9 protein-coding genes are annotated in these 19198 nt (G+C 39.2%); 1 reads left to right on the plus strand and 8 read right to left on the minus strand.

Going from position 1 to position 19198, the window contains the following annotated elements; translation table 11 throughout:
• Window positions 1-3: 3 nt before the first annotated feature.
• The 8 genes from hepC (H8S63_RS12425) to hepC (H8S63_RS12460) form a co-directional block, all read right to left on the minus strand.
• Window positions 4-2004, minus strand: coding sequence for a heparin-sulfate lyase HepC (gene hepC, locus H8S63_RS12425; RefSeq protein WP_186926946.1), 2001 nt, complete (start codon window positions 2002-2004; stop codon window positions 4-6).
• 48 nt (window positions 2005-2052) lie between these two features.
• Window positions 2053-3357, minus strand: a complete 1305-nt coding sequence (locus H8S63_RS12430; RefSeq protein ID WP_186926947.1) for a DUF4995 domain-containing protein — start codon at window positions 3355-3357, stop codon at window positions 2053-2055.
• Between the two features lie 182 nt (window positions 3358-3539).
• A complete protein-coding gene (locus tag H8S63_RS12435; RefSeq protein WP_007755995.1) occupies window positions 3540-5246 on the minus strand; it encodes a RagB/SusD family nutrient uptake outer membrane protein in 1707 nt (568 codons plus the stop codon).
• Between the two features lie 11 nt (window positions 5247-5257).
• The gene (locus tag H8S63_RS12440) at window positions 5258-8422 is read right to left on the minus strand and encodes a TonB-dependent receptor (protein ID WP_032839822.1); all 3165 of its coding nucleotides are present in this window, start codon (window positions 8420-8422) and stop codon (window positions 5258-5260) included.
• A gap of 19 nt (window positions 8423-8441) precedes the next feature.
• Window positions 8442-10787 carry a surface glycan-binding family protein gene (locus H8S63_RS12445; RefSeq protein WP_186926948.1) on the minus strand — a complete coding sequence of 782 codons (2346 nt, stop codon included), beginning with the start codon at window positions 10785-10787 and terminating at the stop codon, window positions 8442-8444.
• Between the two features lie 35 nt (window positions 10788-10822).
• Complete coding sequence (gene hepC, locus H8S63_RS12450) at window positions 10823-12988, minus strand: heparin-sulfate lyase HepC (RefSeq protein WP_186926949.1); 2166 nt, start codon at window positions 12986-12988, stop codon at window positions 10823-10825.
• Window positions 12989-13227: 239 nt separating this feature from the next.
• Window positions 13228-15498 (minus strand): glycoside hydrolase family 95-like protein, encoded by a 2271-nt coding sequence (locus H8S63_RS12455; RefSeq protein ID WP_186926950.1) that lies wholly within the window; start codon window positions 15496-15498, stop codon window positions 13228-13230.
• Between the two features lie 119 nt (window positions 15499-15617).
• Window positions 15618-17750, minus strand: a complete 2133-nt coding sequence (gene hepC, locus H8S63_RS12460) for a heparin-sulfate lyase HepC (RefSeq protein ID WP_186926951.1) — start codon at window positions 17748-17750, stop codon at window positions 15618-15620.
• Between the two features lie 378 nt (window positions 17751-18128).
• On the opposite strand from hepC (H8S63_RS12460), the gene H8S63_RS12465 reads away from it, so the two are divergent.
• Window positions 18129-19198: site-specific integrase (locus H8S63_RS12465; protein ID WP_186926952.1), on the plus strand; the 1070-nt coding region annotated here is incomplete at its 3' end.

Here is a 19198-nt window from a genome sequence, read left to right on the forward strand (position 1 = left end):
TTACTATATTTTGTATTTTAGTGACTGTTTCTTTCCGTTTACTTTCACTTCTACTTCCAGACCATTTTCATCGAACGCTTTGTTCTTGAATTTAGCGTCAAATTTAGGGGCATCTGCGCTTTTCTTTACCGGATAGATCACAGTGATATAACGTACAGCTTCTTCGCCGTCTTTCTTCACGTTGAATGATACATTCATACGTTTGTAACGTTTGCGATAAGCTGTTGAGCACCATCCGGGTTCTTTTTTCATAGTCATGCCGGTAGGACCGAAACATTGCAGTTTCATGTTGCTTCCATCCTCAAACTGAGTAAGGAATGTCATGTCTTCGCGACTGTTTGCGATTTCTCCCTTCGGCATTTGATAATGAAGGTTGATGGAACCTTTGGCGCTGCCTACCAATTCGTCTACAATTACAAAGTATGTGTTGTCAACGAAGAAAACGGAACGACGGTGCTTCAAGTTTTTGTAGCTTGGGTTTTCAGTCACCAGCGTTTGGATTGTTCCTTCCGGTTGCCATAACTTAGTTACAGATTCTGTTGTATCCAGATTTTTGTTGTTCAGAGTCACAGTGTTGTGAACACAAGTCTGACGATGCCAGTTACGTTGCTCCATAACCTCACCATCGCCTGCATACACATACGAACCCGAATCGGGGAACAGGTTTTTGCCATTGAACCAAAGCTCGAATGTACCGTTGTCCGGCTGGCAGTGCCATTCTCCTTTCGGACCGGCTTTTACTACCATCTGGGTGGCATTCATTCCCCAAGAATTGCGGAACACGAAGAAACCTGACTTTTTGAAACCTTTAGACATATAATCCGGCAATGCGCCTTCCTTGCCTTCTGTTGCGAAGTATTTGACAGTCTGGTTTTTCGGGAACAACTTGCTCCATGCCTTGTAGTTCTTCACCATTTCCTTCTTTGTTGTCAGTTTGGCATCGCTGAAACATGGGTTAGTGTAATCCGGGAAGGAAATATTTGCGTAGAACATAATCATGCTTTCGATGGTATCCAGATAATCCTGTGGAAATTCTTTGCGGAATCCGTTAACATCTGCGATACCCAATGCTTTGCAGAAAATGTTGATTGAAGCAAGGTGGTAGTGAGGATCAAGTTCGAACTGTCCGCCGTCTTCGTATACCTGTACACGGATTTCGCGGTTCAGAATATCTATACCGCTTTTTCTCCAGGTCGGAGCATCCTTGAATTCAGGAAAGAAAGTACCGGCATAAATCATACGTTGGGCTTCAAACAGCAAGTGGTTGCCTTGATCTGAGTAATTGCCCAGAATATGTACGGCGTGTTTGTGATAGTTCACCAGAAATTCTGTCAGGAAATCCGGAGTGAAAGAAGGAGAGGGGAGAAACAACTGGAACTGTGAAGTCTGGTCCTGCAGACGGTTGCTCACTTCCAACGGACGCCATGCAAAACGTACGTTTTCCACTTCACCTTTAAGTTTGCTGTCACTCAACATTTCATATTCTTTTTTATCCATCTTCACCAACGGATTCTTTTTGATCCAGTCGATATACTGATGAGCCCATTCTTTGGCATATTTCTCATCACCGGATACACGGTAAGCCTTACCCATCGGAGTGAACCATTTGTGGCGGTGCAACTGCCAGCGGAGTTCGTTATCTTTCACCGGCCAATATTGCCAGTTGATGTCTTCTCCATAATTATAAGAAGGTTGATAACCTTTGTGTACAAAGAAAGTATGTTGCAGCGCGTCGTCTGCCCATTTCTGTTCTTCTTTGCCGATAGTGATTTTTTTCAGATTGATGTCCGGGGTTTTTACGTTTGTACGTGCGCGATAGTAATCAAGCAAAGCTTTGGCTGCATCCTCATTTTTACCCTCCTGATGGAGTGCTTTCACTTTTTCCAGTCCCGGATAGTCCAGATTGAGAAGTGAAAATACTTCGCTTTTCAACTCTTGGGCATAACCTTTGCCTACGAGACATGCAAATGTCAGTAGGACGATATATTTTAAAGTTTTATTCATGATATACTTTACGATTTTAAAATTTACTATTGGACTCTTACTCTTATATTACTGAATCACTCTCAACTCTCCATTCTCAACTCTCAACTTCTTCAACTCCATGAATCTCTTCAATGCTTCCAGATAGTAGTAGTCGGCATAGTTTAGCGGAGTGTCTATTTCAGAACCGTTAGGCAATGAGCCGACAGAGTGCAATAGGATAAATCCTTGATTATCGCCAACTTTTGCAAGGTATGCATCGCTTGACAAACTCTTCAGAATCTTTTCTGCGTAATCCAGATATTTCTGTCCGTCGGGAACCATAGTACTCAACTCGATTAATGCAGAAGCAGTAACGGCAGCAGCGGATGCATCACGCGGAGTCTCTTCTGTCACAGGAGCGTCATAGTCCCAATAAGGGATAGCGTCGTCAGTCTTTACACGATCCATTATCATGTCGGCTACTTTCACTGCAAAGTTCAAGAAAGTAGTGTCGTTCGTTTCACGGTAGCAAGCTGTGTAACCATATACAGCCCATGCCTGGCCGCGTGCCCATGAAGAATCATCGTTCTTGCCTTGATGAGTCTGTTTGCGTTCTACTGTTCCGTCGTTGTTGTAGCTCACTACATGCCAGCAAGTGTAATCCGGACGGAAATGGTTGTTCATGGTAGTCATGGCGTGTTTAACGGCAATATCTTTATATTTGTTGTCACCTGTTGCTTTTGCTACGTTAAACAGAAGGTCGAGGTTCATCATGTTGTCGATGATAACCGGGAAGTTCCATGTTCCGAAATCCCATGAACGGATAGCGGCGATAGAATCGTTGAAACGTCCGCAGAGGTTGTCGGCAGTTTCTTTCATCACAGCTGCGATAGTATCGTTAGGGGCCAGACGTTCAGCATTGCCATAACTGCAATTGATCATGAAGCCTAAATCGTGTGTGCCTTTGTAATAGCGTACAGGATTCAAGAGATTTGTATATTGAATGGCTTGTGCTTTCAGAGTGTCATTCCCAGTCAGTTCGTATGCGTACCATAAAGAACCAGGAAAGAAGCCGCTTGTCCAGTCATAAACGCCACAGAGACGGCGTTTTCCTAATTGCTCTGCAGCAGGTTGTGCGCGAAGCGAATCTTTGAAGGTCAGTGAGTCTCTTTCCAATTGACGGCAAAGAAACGCCATGTCATAGCCTGTACGGATAGAACGCGGCAGCATTCCTATGCCGCTAACTTCTTCTGCGGAAAGTTGTAATTGTGCAGAAGCTACATCCAGTCCTTTTTTTATCCAACCGTAGTCTTCCTTAGGGGCTGTTTGGCACGATGCAAGCGCAATTGTAACCGAAGTAAAGAGAATGAGTTTCTTTTTCATGTTATTCATTTTAAGTGATTGTTTTTTAGAAGTTTTGTAACTGATGCAAAAGTAGGTGAAAGCTCTAATTTCGCGTTACAAGATTGTCGAAAAGACATTCAATTAAGGCTTTTCAAATTTAGATTTTGTTGAAAAAGGTTTTAATATTCTCCAATATGCCCTATAATCAGACATATTGGAGAGAATTGGGATCAGTTCCATTTAGGATTTTGTACAAACTGTTCACATAAGTCCATATCACGTTGTGGGATAGGATAAAGTTCATGTTTGCCAAACACTGTATATCTTCCTGCGGTATTATATGCTTTGTTTTTGGCCATATTATCATCAAAGAACCACTCTGTGATTGCGTTGGATGTCTCTTTTACTGTTTTATAGTAGATATCCCAACGTACCAAGTCCATACGGCGGTGTCCTTCGAATGCAAGTTCATAAGCACGTTCGTCTTGAATAGCTTTGCGGAAGTCTTCGTAAGATAAGTTCTTTAAATTATATTTGTTGTTTCCATAGGCACGTTCACGTACTTTGTTTATAGCATCGTATGCCTCTTTAGTCGGGCCTTGCTTCCATTCGTTGAGAGCTTCTGCATATAGCAGTAATACATCAGCATAACGTAAGAAATACCAGTTGACATTTGATTTGTCATTATTGATTAATTTATTCTTTACGTATTTTTCAATGTCCCATTTGGCGGGGGTGTAGTTTTGTTTTTCTTTGTTCTTTAATTTACTATCTGCATCATTTTCCAATGCTTTTTTATCAGTATCACTTTTACCTTTAGCATATAAAACTTTGTTTGGACTATATTGGTAATTTGCTACTGAAAGGTTCAGGCGTTTGTCTTTAACGGTTTCCGGATTATATACCTCACCGTCTGTCAAGTCCTTTTCTCTCCATTTCAGAACGAAAGGATGAATAACCTTAACATTACCTGCGCAACTTCCACGTTCTCCTGCAAGCATTGTCGTTTTTACTCCATTCCATTTTCCAATGCGTCCGCACGGGTCACTGGCGCCTCCGGATGCTGTCGGACTGTAGAAACTAATTTCAATTAAACTTTCAGTAGGATCCCAAACACCATTACAAGTATTTTCCCATAATTGTTTAAAGTCATTTAACAAATCATGTTTTTGTGATTCGACTAGCACCTTCGCAGTTTTGGCTGCCTCTGCCCATTTAGTGTGATCTTTAACCGGATATCCGGCCCATGTGGCATAGACTTTGGTTAATAGGCCTAAAGCAGCTCCCTTGGACATACGGTATTTATTGCTTTGGCGATTTGTATCGTCTATTGCATAAGGAAGTGTTTGTATAGCATATAACAAGTCTTCTTCAATAAATTTATAAATAGTTTCAGGTTTTTCCTGAACGAAAGTACTTGGAGCTTGTTCGGACATTGCTGTATTAGTCATTAATGGCACATTACCAAATCTGCGTACTAACTCGAAATAGCACATACCACGAATAGCTCTTGCCTCGGCTATGTAAATATAAGCCAATTGCTTGTCGGTTTCATTGAAATCGTTCATACGTTGTTGAAGAATCTCCATGAAATCATTCGCATTATAAATAGCTTTATATAAAGCAGCCCATGTTTGTTGTATTTCTGCTTGGCTTGCATTAAAAGCATTGGAAGGAATGATACGGTAATTTTCAGTAGTACTTCCTTCTACTTGTTCACAATCTGTTGCCAGATTGAACAGAATTGAGAGGTGATAGCCATACATGGCATCACTCACTAAACTTTGATAAACGCCTAACAATACAGTTTCCGCTTCTAAGGCGTTTTTCATGAATCTATTTTTATCAATCTCTGTCCGAGATTCTTCGTCAAGCGAGCATGAGAAAGGAAGTATGCACATCGCTGACAATAATATATAATAAAATATCTTTTTCATTGCGTTCTTTATTAGAATTGAAGATCAATACCGAATGTAAATACTCTACTCTTAGGATAAGCACCCCAGTCTAAACCTGGTGTCATAGGATTACTTCCTGCCGTACTAACTTCCGGATCATATCCACTGTATCCATTGATGCAGAATAGATTTTGTCCACTGGCGTAAACACGTAATTTAGATACATAAAATTTCTTAGTCCATTTATGCGGTAACGTGTATCCGAGAGTAACATTCTTCAAACGTAAGAAGGAACCATCTTCTACAAAACGAGAATATACATCATTTGTTATATAACCTTTAACCGAAGGTACTTTATTAGATGCATTTGTTTCACTCCAACGATCGGCTACTTCTGCCATCATGTTTCTACGGCCATTTCTAGTTTGTGTGGCATACAAACGTGTAGCATTATAGATGTCATTCCCATAATTGAACTGGAACATGAAACTTAAATCTATTCCTCTATAGTTGAATGTATTTGTAATACCACCATACCATTTAGGAAGTGCGTTACCTATTACCGTACGGTCTTCTGAAGTAATAATGCCATCACCATTCTGATCTTTATATTTTACAACGCCAGGACGTAAACCATCTGCATCAGTATAGCGAGTATTATTTACTACTCCTTCCTTTAAAATATATTTAGGATTGTTCGCGTCTGTATATCCATCTATGTAAAAGTCAGAACTTTGGTAGATACCATCAAATTCATACCCGTAAATCAAGCCTAATGATGAACCCACCATAGCTATGTAGTCATCTTGGGTGAAGTTACCGTCGAAACCGGAACGGGTTGTTTTATAATTAGCACCGGACTCTAATGATTTCAGTTCATTACGAATAAATGAAATATTGAAATTGGTACTCCATGTGAATGATTTCGTCTGAATGTTAGTACTGCTAAGATTTAACTCTATACCGCGATTCTGTATTTTACCAATATTTTGGTATTGGGTACTATGTCCGGTAACATGTGCTAATTCTTGAGCTAACAACAAGTCTTTTGTGTTTTTGATGAAGAAATCAGCAGTGAAATTTAAACGGCTGTCAAAGAAGCCTAAATCTACTCCTAAATTGACACTGGACGAGCCTTCCCATTTCAAATTTTGATTTTTAATTTGTTTAGGGGTAAGTACAGTTACTAAACTGTTACCGATACCATATCTATTATTTTGATATAAATCAAGTGAGAGATAATTAGAGATTCGGTCGTTACCAACGATACCCCATCCCAAACGAACCTTAAAATTAGACAACCATGAAATATCTTTCATAAAGGCTTCTTCTGAGACACGCCACGCTGCCGAGAATGAAGGGAAGAATCCCCATTTGTTTTTCTTTGAGAATACAGTAGAACCATCGGCACGTACCGTGGCCGTCAATAAGTAACGATTGTCATAGTTGTAATTACCACGTGCAAAGAAAGACAACAACTTTTTGTCACCAAAGTCTGTGACGACTTTACTTGGGGTAGCTCCCAACCCTAAATTGTTGTTACCTAAATAGTCAACAGGAAAGTCCATTGCCTGCCCTAACAAATATTCATTGCTACGATAAGATATTTCATGTCCTAACATGATATCATAGCTGTTCTTTTTGTTGATTTTTTGTTTCCAAGTTAACTGGTTAGAATTGGTCCAACGTAAATCACGTCCCATTTGGGTGTCTCCGTAAGGCTTTTGACCATTACGGAATGCTTCTTTTGAACCCTCTTTATAGAATTTGTCAATGCGATTGTTTGTGGTATTATAAGTTGCTGCTGTTCTGAAAGTCAATCCTTTAATAATTTCCCAAGTCAGAGAGACATTGGCAGACCACATTTCCGCTCTTTTTTTATTGGTTACAGACTCTGTCTGTTTTACAGGATTTACTTGTGCCAGACTGCTTCCATCTTCCAACATTACAGGATCGATTGCAGATGCCAGCAATTCTTCATCTGTTAATTTAAGCCCACCTGTAGGACGTGCGCTTAAAATTTGTGCCAGCATATTAAAGCGTCCGCTATCCGCAGTTGTTCCAATTCCTTTTCTATTTGTTTGCGCATAATTTATAGTTGCATCAAATGATATTTTTTTGGTAAGCTTTTGCTTTAAGCGGAATTTGGCTGTTGTCCTGTCAAATCCACTGTTATTGAAAATACCATTTTCGTTATAACGTGTGAATAAAAGAGAATATGTGGTCTTTTCGTCTCCACCTGTGATTGAAAGGTTGTGATCTTGTGACCAAGTGGGATTAAATGTTTCATCCTGCCAGTCTACTCCACTTTGACCAATATAATCCTCTAATGATTGATAACGGTATGGAATGCCATTGTCATCATTTCCTTCTTTATAATATGTATCCGGATATTTTTCGTTAATTTCTCCTTGCAATTTTACAAACTCATAAGGGCTGAGAAGATCTAATTTTTTAGTGATCTTACGATAACTGGCGGAACCGTTGTATGTAACTGTTGGCCGTCCGCTTTTTCCGGATTTGGTAGTAATCATAACAACACCATTGGCAGCACGGGCACCATAAATTGCTGAAGAAGAGGCGTCTTTTAAAAATTCCATAGACTCAATGTCCGAGTTGGCAATGTTATCAATGTTGTCTACTTCAAATCCGTCAACAATGAACAGGGGGGAAGCGTCTCCCGTCATAGTACCGACACCACGAATGTTGATGTTGAAACCTGACCCGGGGCCACCATCGGATTGAGTAATTTGTACACCGGCAATTTGGCCTCCTAAAGCTCCAATGACAGAACTGCTTTGAAAACCTACAACGTCTTTTGCGGCTACCGAAGCAACTGAACCGGTCAAGTCGCTACGTTTCATAGAACCGTAACCTACTACTACTACCTCGTCTAATGCTTGATTGTCAGGTATCATTTTTATGTTTACTTTTTGCTGTCCGGTATATTTCACTTCCTGTGTTTTATATCCGATATAGGAAACCACAATGGTGCTTCCTTTTTTGGCATTGATAGAATAATTGCCATCAATATCAGTAATTGTTCCTCCGCTATTTCCTTTTATTAAAACAGTTGCTCCAATTAACGGAAGATCTGTTTCGTCAACAACTGTTCCTTTAACTAAATTCTGGGCATACAGACTGATTGACATGACCAGTGCCAAGAGGGTGATGAACCCTCTATGGCTAATTGTATTGGTTATTATATTGTGCATAATTATTAGATTATTCGTTTTACTCTTCGTAATTTTCATCGAGCCAGATGATAATTGGATTGGTTTTACCTCCATCATTAAGTTTACTCTTTTCACCATCTATTCGGAAAGTCATTTCTCCAACAAAGAATCCATTTGCCCATCCTGTTGTGTCATACCATTTATTTTTATTTATTTTTACTTCATGGTGATTCTCTATTTGTTCATTTATGACATATCCTAACTTTTGGTCAAAGCCGAGTCCTGTAAAATAGGATACTGGAGCTTTGTCATTTTTGCTAGGAGTTCCTCCACTCGTTGACCATAAATTACTTAGGAATTTTCCCTCACTTGGTTGTTGACCATTATCTGTATGTAAACCATTAAAGTTGTAATATTTGAATGTTCTTCTATAGTCCAAAGCAAATATTTCTAGTTTGTCTCCAGATAGGATTGTCTCTTGTGTATCATCTCCTGTTGGTCTTGTTGTTATTTGAGGAGATATAGATGTTCCACCATTATGCGGGTTGACATGTAAAACAAACGGAGTGTATTCAATTCTAGCTTCATAGCCTGTTTCAACAACGGATTTATTTCCTGTTTTTTCCAGTTCTTTTGCAAATCCATTACAGTGAATAAATATAGGGACAGAAAAAGAAACTTTGCCATTAACGGTAGCTGTTATTTTACTTATTCCACATACTGCATTATTATTCCAAGAATTATTGTCAAATTTTAATTTATTACCATCAATAATCTCTGCTTTTATTGTTTGATGAATATTTGTATATGTAAATTCTATATTTGCATCAGGATATGCATCAGTGTTTATCGTGAACGTAGCATCCTTCATCTCAGGTTTTCTATTAAATCTGAATTGGTTGTCGTACTGCTTACCTTCTAATGGTTGCTTATTTGCTCCTAAATTATTACCACAACTAATATAAGTGATTCTGTCTGGGTTTTTAGTTGGGCGTAATGTTAGCTCTGTTTTTATTTCATATTTAGAATTAAAGGCACGAACAGATATTTTGTAATTTTCGTCTTTAAATGTTTTGTTACCCTCTAATAATTCAATGATCCCATTTGTTTGTAGTTGCTCTTTATCAATGTATTTTTCAATTCTTGAGTCGCAACTTAATAATTGATATTTAATATTTTCACCTCCACCTTTTATATTAGGTTCTATTTTATAAGAAGAAAGTTCCATGCCTTCATAAGTACAACTTTCTGCTCCTACTTGAGTTCCATAATAGAATTCTTCAAATGGTGCAATAAATGCTACGACTTTTATCTCATAAGCATTCTCTTTAACTAGTCCGACTTCTCCTTCTTCATTATACATATTTTTTGCACATACACTGACTTTATAGGTTGAGCCCTTAGTTAATTTGTGTCCTTTTTCGATGTATATCTCACCCGTTTGCTCATCTATTTTTATCTTCTCATATATTTTCTCTGTTTCAGGTTCGATGGCATAGATACTATATTTTAATCCATCTGTAGAGCCTGAGTAAACGGGGGATTGGGATCTGAAAGTTGTTCCGTTCGGGGTTTGTTCGCTTTCTTCTTCTATTTCGCCTTCGGCTACTTCGTAGTAGAAATCCATCGGTTTGGAGATAACCTTAATTTTGATCTTTTTTTCTAATAGAGATTCTTCTAATTGAGTTTCTAGAATTATGTCTACAGTATAAAGACCTACTTCAAGAATACTAGAGCTTTCTCCTTGAACAATTGTAAATTCTCCTTCAGAAGAAATAGTAAAACAGTCATTGAAACTGACAGCTAGAGGTTCATATTCTGGCGTTTCTTCACCTTCATTAGTGATCTTGTATACATTACCTATTGTGTATTTCTTGATAGAAATATGTTCTTCTCCAGATGTTGTAATCTTGGCTATAGGCATATCTACTTCACTATTTTTATCAATAATGTCGCTGTAGTCCGCTTGTATTAAATTAGGGGTAATTTCTATACCATCAGGAGCGGATGCTAATAATTTAACAATTACAATATCTTTATATTCATATCGAGTCCCTCCGGATATGCAAGAGATGGAAATTTTGTAGCGTCCTTTAGCTGCATTTTCTGTGTTTTGCACAGAAATTACCCCTGTTTCAGAATCAATCTGAAAACAATTTCCTGTATACACTTCATTGTTAAGTGTGATACCGGTAATTGTAAAATCAGAAGGGGCACTACCTTTATATGTAGGTTTACTGATTGTTCCGGTCATAGATGGAGCTATGTTGGTCAATCCTGTATAATAAAGTGCGAAGTTGGACGAGTCTGTTGTTTCTGTATCAGAACAAGAAACATAGAACAGCGGTGAAACTGTAACTATTAGAATCGCCAAAAAACTAAATGTTAATTTTCTTAGACTCATTTTATATCAGTATTAGTTATATTATTATAGGTTGATTATTTAGTGTATCCTAATTCATATCTCTGACCATTTACTGTGACCTCGAGCTTTATTGCATCCTCAATAAATGTTTCATCATCAGTGAATCTGGCCGAGATTTCAGGTGTTTCGTTTGCGATGGGATATATTACGGTTATATATCGTACCGGACTATTCTCTTTTTTATCCATTACGAGTGAGTAAGCCTTACGGGGAAGGAATAAACCTTTGGTGTCGTAGGAAATATATCCTTTGACTTCATTTTGGGTGATATCTGCATTACCAAAACTACGTATGAATAAGTTGTTATTGTCACTAAATGTAGTATGTGCTCCGTGGTTTTCTATATCTAAAGAAACAGATTCTGCTGTTTTATCGTCACAGAGATGGAAATATAGTTTACTAAATCCGGTTGCGTTTCCTATACCTTCATCTACTATTACAAAAAATGGTTTTTCTTTAGGCGTGACAAAGAATATAGAACGTCTATGAGTAAAGTTGGCATATCCTTGATTCTCTGTGGCTACAAATTGATATTGGTTAGTTTCTCCTTTACGGATTAATTTACCTAAGGTGTTTTTTATATCTTCATCTCCATATCTTTTTGCATTAGGTTTATCATTGTCTTCTGTTTCTTTATCGCTTAGAATCATTGTGTTATGAGATTTTGTTTGACGGAACCAACTGCGAATATTATTAGGAGTTCCACTACCTTCATAAGAAGATACTCCGGAATCAGGGAAAAAGTTACGCCCATTATGATATAATTCAAATGTTCCGTTATCCGGTTGATTGTGACTCCATATATCCATCTTTTCATTTGAATAGTTATTACTATGTATTAGCATAGTGGAAGTTTTATCCCATCCATTTCGTAGAATATAGTGTCCGGAGTTCTCGAAAACTTTTATTCCTGCGCTTGGTGCATGTCCTTGTCCACCACGAGTTGCCATCCACGCTAATTCTTGATTATTGGGGAACATCTCAGCATATTTCTTGAAGTTTTTCTCTAATACATTTTTCGTTTTCATCCACGAATCATTGAAAGCTGATGTACAATATTCATTGCTACCTGCCTCAAAATAGTTGGGATAGGTAAAATGTATAACTATTTCGGTCGCTTTCTCTAGGATTTGGTCAAACTTGGAAGTGAGTAAATTTTCCGGTAAATGATTCTCTTGGATGAGCCTTTTGAGATTATAGAGTTCGTCTAATATACCTATGTGATAATGTAAGGAAAGGTCACTAAGCATTCCGTCCGGTAAGAATTGTTTTTCAAGTTGTTCATTAATGATTCTACAACCTTCTGCTTGCCATTGAGGAGCATCTTTGAATTCCGGAAATAGAGTTCCGGCAAATACCATTGAGATTATTTGGCTAAATAGAATATTATTTTCGTCTTGATAGCGATTTTTTAGCAAGAAATCGGCATGTTCTGCAAAGTGAACTAAAAAGAAAGAAAGCCATTGGGGGGTGAAATTGGATGAAAACTTGAAATATTCAAATGCTTGTGCTTGCCCCATTAGACGTGTAGATACTTGTAATTGCCACCATGCAAATTCATCTACAACTGTTTCTGTTTTAGGGAATTTTGATACCCAATCTGAATACACGTCTTTCCATCCCAACATATATATTTCATCTTGTGTCTTTTGATATGCCATGGCTTGGAATGGAATCCAATTGTGCCGATGTAACTGCTTACGGTATTCCTTGTCAGCACCTTTGGGAATAAACTCCCAATTGATCTCTTTTCCCGATTTTAGGCTGTACGGAACTTTTTCTTTGCCATTTCCAAGATCTTTTTCTTCTAAGTAATTGGCATTTATATAAAAACGATAACCGTTTTCTGCTAATGCTAATTCTGCGTATCTTGCTTGTTGTGTTGTAATAGAATTTAAGGATACATAAGGATTAATGATACCAATTCGACCTCTATAGTATTCGAGAAGAGCTTTGGATGCAGAGTAATAATTTCCTGTTTCATACCATGCTTTTACCTGTTCCAATCCCGGATAATCTAAATTGATAACTTTAAACAAACGTTGGTCGATTTCCTCGTTAGGAAAACTTGTTTCCTCTTCGGCAGAATCTTTTCCACTGTTTTTGTAGAGTTCGTCGTCATCTGTGCATCCTGTAAATGCAATCAGTGAGAACACGCAAATAAAGAAGATGTTCTTCATACTTTATTAGGTTTTAATTATTAAAAGTTATATTTTACTGTTTGCAAATGTAATCTCTTTATATATAACGATTGGCCGAAGTTGTTCAGGCTTTGTTCAAAAATGTTTTTTTGATATTAGTTTTGTTGAATCATATACTATTTATGTTCAAAAGAACTGTTTATGACTTGAAAATAGGTCTTTTGTATGTCATAATGTAACCTCCTCGTACATATATAGAGGAAGGCTTTTGTACATTTTTAGTTGTTGGTTTGGACGTTTTTTAGTCCAAAGTGATTTTTGGAAACAGGTGGAATAGGGGAGATTATGAAGTCCGGAATCTGTCCTTGGGGATAGATAAAAACTTCTTCTCCTTTCTTTAAATCGATTTGGTATGTGCCGTTGTTGGTAGTTTGTACAGTAAACGCCCGTTTCCCTTTGAATATGGGATTAACAATGTCGGTAGTTACGATACATGGTTCTCCTGCAAGACTTTTGATGTGGATAAACAGTGTTTTCCCATTCTTTCTGTTAGCAGAAACTTTGAATGCTCCTTCTGTGCGTAAACCGGAGAAGCAGACATCTTTCCAAACGTCCGGCAGTGCAGGGAAAATACGGAGTTTCCCTCCCCAACTTTGTATTAACATATCATGTATACATTGTGCGCCTGATAGTGGCGTCTCGATAACCGGGCCGCTTTCTTTATACATGGTGGTCGAACTAAGGAACTTGCCAAATAATTTATTTAGATAGGATAGAGCCTCGTTTCCTTTTCCAATAGCGGAAGATATAGAAGATGCACCTGTACATGAGTAACCTAAAAGAGCTTTCGGCTTACTTTGCCAAAAGGCTAATGATTTCTCTATAAGTCGGGTATTGTTTGGTTGCTCCTTATTAATAAGGTATAAAGGATAGATGGAAAGCAAGTGTGAATAATGCCTGTGGGAGAAAGCATAAGGTGTGTCTTTTCCAATAAGTAACCCGTTTTCATCCATCGGATACGGAGTGAGATTATCCAAAACATCTTTCCAGGTTGAAATTAGTGGATCTTGAATCTGCAATCGCTGTGCTGACTCCAATAAGGTCTGACAACCCCAATATAATAGTGCGAGGTCAAAGTTGCAGTCTTTCGTTACACCATATTCGGGAGAATAAGTTTCAGGTAGATGATATTTGCCGTCTTCTCCTTTTTGGATAAAATGAAGATAGTAATTGATGGCCCCTTTTAATAACGGGAACAATTTGTTACGCAAAACTTCATCATCCATTTTATGACGATAAATAAGCCAAAGATTATGGCAGGCCCAAGGAAGAAGTCCCACTTGCGCTTTTCCTTTACCGGGAATTCCTACAGTGGTCGTCATGCATTCCAGATTTGAAGCAACACCTATCCCCAATGAGTTGTGACGATATGCGGCAGGTATGTTCAAGCGTAGTTGGTCAATGTGATTATAGAGTGCATTCTCTAGAGATGCGGCTAAATCCAAATGGTCGGAAGCATTCAGTGCCCAGTAGGTGAGTTGCACGTTGAGGTTCCACCAAGCATTTGGCCACGGTGTTTCAGATAACCACGGACCGGTGTTATCTATTAATGCCCGGTCGCCACGAGTAGCTGAGGCTAGTTTATACATTTGAATCCAGTAGAAATTTTCTTTCTTTGCATCCGGTAAGCTGATGAAACTAGCGGGATAATAAGAGTTCCACCATTGCCGATGAGCATTTTGAAGTGTTGCATAACCTTTACGTATGGCTTGGCGTATTTCTGCTTTACAAATCTTTTTTGAAGTACTTTGTGGATAAGTGTGTGTAAGATTTATCCATAAGATTCTTTCTTGTGGAGACGTTTTTGTCTCTTGCCATCCTACGGTTGTTTCTCCTCCTGCCAATAATTCTTGTATAGATAAGTTTATTTCATTTTCTTTGCTGTTAGTAGGGGAAGGATTGAGTTCGTAACCTTCGGGGATCTTATTCGTTTTTCCTTGCCTTTTGAATAATAGATAACGCGGGCTGTTAGCTTCAGCAGCTATCCATTCCCATCGAAAGTCATGTTCATCTCCTTCGGTAGTTGCTTTAACTACGATGATCATATCATCAGCATGAACGAAAGTTTGTAGATGGATAATTCCTTTCGTAGTGGTGATTTCAGTTGAAGCCTCTGCGTTCCAAAGATCAAGACGCATCTTGCCGCTGATTATTTCTCCTTTAGGGTGTAAAGCAAAATGCCCGGTAAGTAGTCGGGGAATTCCGAATACATCTCTTTTTGCACGATGATCGTGTACATCACAGTTTCCTGTTTCCAGGCGTATATAGTTTTTATTCGGTTCTTTGTAGATCATTAGTCCCAATCTGCCGTTACCTAGATAGGCTGAGTCATACCAATATTCCGGTAATCTTTCCCATATCATATCCTGCTGACTCATAAATTGAGGCCAATTTATATTCTGCTTGATATCCATAGAATAAATATCCGCACTACGAAGGCAGATTAAAAGCAGAAGGATACAGTTATAGTATCTGTGTTGAATATTCATAGTGCCATTTTTGTGTTTTATAAGGTTAACGAGAGATTTACAGGTTGCTAACAAACATAGGAATAGGAATAAAAATAATAAATTCCAACTAATTGCTTGAATATATTTTTGCATAACTTTTAGTGTTTGAGTTGAAAGCTTAGTGGATATACCTGATTACCGATAGTCACTTCAATAGAAACATGGTTTGAGTTTGACGGGTCATCAGTAAATTTTGCACTGATCTTTTGATTGGAAACCTTACTGACCGGATATAGTATGGTAATGTATCGCACGGGGATACTTCTTTGTTTCTTCATAACAAGTGAATAGGCTTTTCTTGTTGAGTATTTTCTGTCGGTCTGATAAGATATCCGTCCATCAAAAGGCTTTAGGGTGATGGCCTGATTTCCAAAGCTTCGGATTAATAAGTTATTGTTTTCAAAGGTAGTATGTGCGCCTGCCTCTTGACTGTCCAGAATGACATTATTTACAGATGTTTCATCGCAAAGATGGAAATATAACTTAGCATAACCGGTTGCTGTGCCAAATCCTTCATCTACCAATACGAAAAATTCGGTCGGTTGTTTTACATAAAAAACAGCACGGCGGTGTTTGAAATCATTGTATCCTTGATTTTCGGTAACTATGAGTTGTTGGTCGGCATTTTCTTCTTTTAGTAGTAACTTGCCTTCTGCCTTGCTGATATTTTCGGCACCGATATCTTCATGATCTTCAGATTTTCCCAGTACCATTGTATTGTGCGCTTTCGTCTGCCGAAACCATCTGCGTAGTTTCATTACTTCTGCATCATCCTCTTTCATATATGAACATACTCCGGAGTCCGGAAAGAAATTACGACCGTTATGATATAACTCGAATGTTCCGTTATCAAGTTGGTTATGGCTTGAGTCTTGTAACTTGGAAGATATGTTATTGCTAAGTATCAGCATTGTAGACTCTGGTGTCCAACCGTTGCGCAATACATAAAATCCGGAATCTTCGAATGTTTTGATTCTGCTGTCGGGAAGAGTGCCTTCATTACCATACGTTTGCATATACTTTAATTCAGAATCTTCCGGAAACATTGCCGCATACTTCACAAAGTTTTTGTTTAATACACTGCGTGTTTTTATCCATGAATCATTGAATGCGGGACTGCACTGTTTGCTTCCTTTCTTAAAATAACTTGGGTATGTGAAGTGCATGACAATTTTGGTGGCTTTCAAAAGCGTTTCATCGAGCTGCGGTGAGAGCTGATTGTCCGGCAATTTATTCAGTTGGATAAGCCGTTTGAGATCATAAAGTCCGTCTACTATGCCTATATGATAATGAAGAGAGAGATCGTTAGTCATTCCATCTTCCAAAAATAACTTTGTAGTTTGATCATTTATAATCTCACATCCTATTTTCTGCCATTGTGGGGCATTCTTAAGTTCCGGAAACAATGTTCCGGCAAATACCAATGCTACTGCCTGGCTTAGTAGAATATTGTTTTCTCCGGAATATTTGTACATGGATAGATAATCGGCATGTTCAGCAAAATGTATGAGGAAAAAGGAAAGCCATTCCGGAGTGAAATGAGAGGAGGATTTGAAATACTCGAAAGATTCTGTTTGCCCCATAATACGTGTGGACATTTGGAGCTGGTGCCATTGGAATTTGTCCGGTTTCCCATTCGGCTTTGGATTTTTGAGTATCCAATCTGTATATACTTCTTTCCATGAAAGCATATATTTTTCATTCTTGGATTTTTGATAAGCTTTGCCCTGCATCGGTATCCAATTATGGCGATGTAACTGCTTTTGATATTCATTATCAGCACCTTCGGGAGCAAATTGCCAATTAATCGTTTGGTCGTTACTTTTCAGTGAATATGGAATTTTCCGGTCTTTGTCTTCCAAGTAATTGTCATTGACGTAAAAACGATATTCGTCTATGGCATAATCGGCATAACCTTGCTCCGTGTCATTAAGAGTAGCAGTCAGATTAGGGTTTTCAATGTCCGTTCTGCTTCTGTAGTAGGTAAGTAACTTTTGCATTGCTGCATCATTCTCACCGCTTTTATATAAAGATTTTATTTCTTCTAATCCCGGATAATCAAGATTGAGAATATCAAATAAATGTTCTTCGGCCTCTTCCTGAGGAGGGGTTGGCTCGTCTTTTGGAGGAAGATTATTATTATTTTCCTGAATGTCGTTGTCAGTGCACGCTATAAACGTGGCGATAAGAAATAACAATATGTGGATACCTAATTTATTACTGAAGCTCATAGTATTAATTATTAGTTTACGCAATTTCTGAGTACTGATTTATTTGTCTGCAAAGTTACTACAAAAAAGTGAAATGCGGAAAGATATAGTGATAGAATTGAGTTACAAGGGTTTTGGTTGAAGTGGCGATAATCCGTGAAGCCATTACAATCCCTGCCGAAGCCAAATCCTGACGCCGCTACGTTACTTGTTCGTAACCATGCCCGAAAATGCGACAAACGGGTACGAATAGCGAAACAAGGCTCTAAGGAATAGTGAGTTATCCATAACTCATGCGAAAAATCAGGTTACGGAAAAAGATTGCGCCGTTCCTCCCCGTTTTGCGTACCAACACCGGACTCTTCACCAACTAATTTTGAAACCCAAAAATTAAGGACAATGAAGAGTACATTTTCAGTAATCTACTACCTCAAGCGTCAGGTAGTGAAAAAGGACGGGACAGTTCCCGTCATGGGACGCATCACGGTGGACGGCAGCCAGACACAGTTCAGCTGCAAACTGACTGTCGATCCGAAACTGTGGGACACCAAAGGTGGACGTGTCACGGGCAGAAGCACGGCGGCACTCGAAACGAACCGTATGCTTGACAAGATGCGGGTACGCATCAACAGGCATTATCAGGAAATCATGGAGCGTGACAACTTCGTCACGGCGGAGAAGGTGAAGAACGCCTTTCTCGGACTGGAACACCGCTACCACACGCTGATGCAGGTGTTCCGCCAGCACAACGAGGACTACGAGAAGCAGGTGGAGGCAGGCATGAAAGCCAAAGGCACGCTGCTGAAGTACCGCACCGTTTACAAGCACATGCAAGAGTTCCTCGACATCCGCTACCATGTGAAGGACATCGCCCTAAAAGAGCTTACCCCGGCTTTCATCTCCGACTTCGAGATGTTCCTGCGCACGGACAAGCACTGCTGCACCAATACCGTGTGGCTGTACGTCTGCCCGTTACGGACGATGGTATTCATCGCCATCAACAACGAGTGGCTGACGCGCGACCCGTTCCGCGAGTATGAAATCAAGAAGGAGGAAACAACACGCAGTTTCCTGACCAAAGATGAGATCCGCCTGCTGATGGAGGGGAAACTGAAAAACGCCAAACAGGAATTGTACCGCGACCTCTACCTGTTCTGCGCCTTCACGGGGCTGTCGTTCGCGGATATGCGCAACCTTACGGAAGAGAATATCCGCACCTACTTCGACGAACACGAGTGGATAAACATCAACCGCCAGAAAACGGGCGTGGTGTCCAACATCCGCCTGCTCGACATCGCCAACCGCATAATCGGCAAATACCGGGGACTGTGCGGGGACGGCAGGATATTTCCCGTTCCGCATTATAACACGTGCCTTGCCGGTATCCGTGCCGTCGCCAAGCGTTGCGGCATCACCAAGCATATCACGTGGCATCAGAGCCGCCACACGGCAGCCACGACGATATTCCT

The sequence above is a fragment of the Bacteroides sp. NSJ-39 genome (assembly GCF_014287315.1).
Taxonomy (GTDB): Bacteria; Bacteroidota; Bacteroidia; order Bacteroidales; family Bacteroidaceae; genus Bacteroides; species Bacteroides finegoldii.

Excerpts from the sequence above, each read along its gene's own strand:
- hepC (WP_186926946.1), bottom strand. The coding sequence starts at position 2,004 with ATGAATAAAACTTTAAAATATATCGTCCTACTGACATTTGCATGTCTC.
- H8S63_RS12430 (WP_186926947.1), bottom strand. The coding sequence starts at position 3,357 with ATGAATAACATGAAAAAGAAACTCATTCTCTTTACTTCGGTTACAATT.
- H8S63_RS12435 (WP_007755995.1), bottom strand. The coding sequence starts at position 5,246 with ATGAAAAAGATATTTTATTATATATTATTGTCAGCGATGTGCATACTT.
- H8S63_RS12440 (WP_032839822.1), bottom strand. The coding sequence starts at position 8,422 with ATGCACAATATAATAACCAATACAATTAGCCATAGAGGGTTCATCACC.
- H8S63_RS12445 (WP_186926948.1), bottom strand. The coding sequence starts at position 10,787 with ATGAGTCTAAGAAAATTAACATTTAGTTTTTTGGCGATTCTAATAGTT.
- hepC (WP_186926949.1), bottom strand. The coding sequence starts at position 12,988 with ATGAAGAACATCTTCTTTATTTGCGTGTTCTCACTGATTGCATTTACA.
- H8S63_RS12455 (WP_186926950.1), bottom strand. The coding sequence starts at position 15,498 with ATGAATATTCAACACAGATACTATAACTGTATCCTTCTGCTTTTAATC.
- hepC (WP_186926951.1), bottom strand. The coding sequence starts at position 17,750 with ATGAGCTTCAGTAATAAATTAGGTATCCACATATTGTTATTTCTTATC.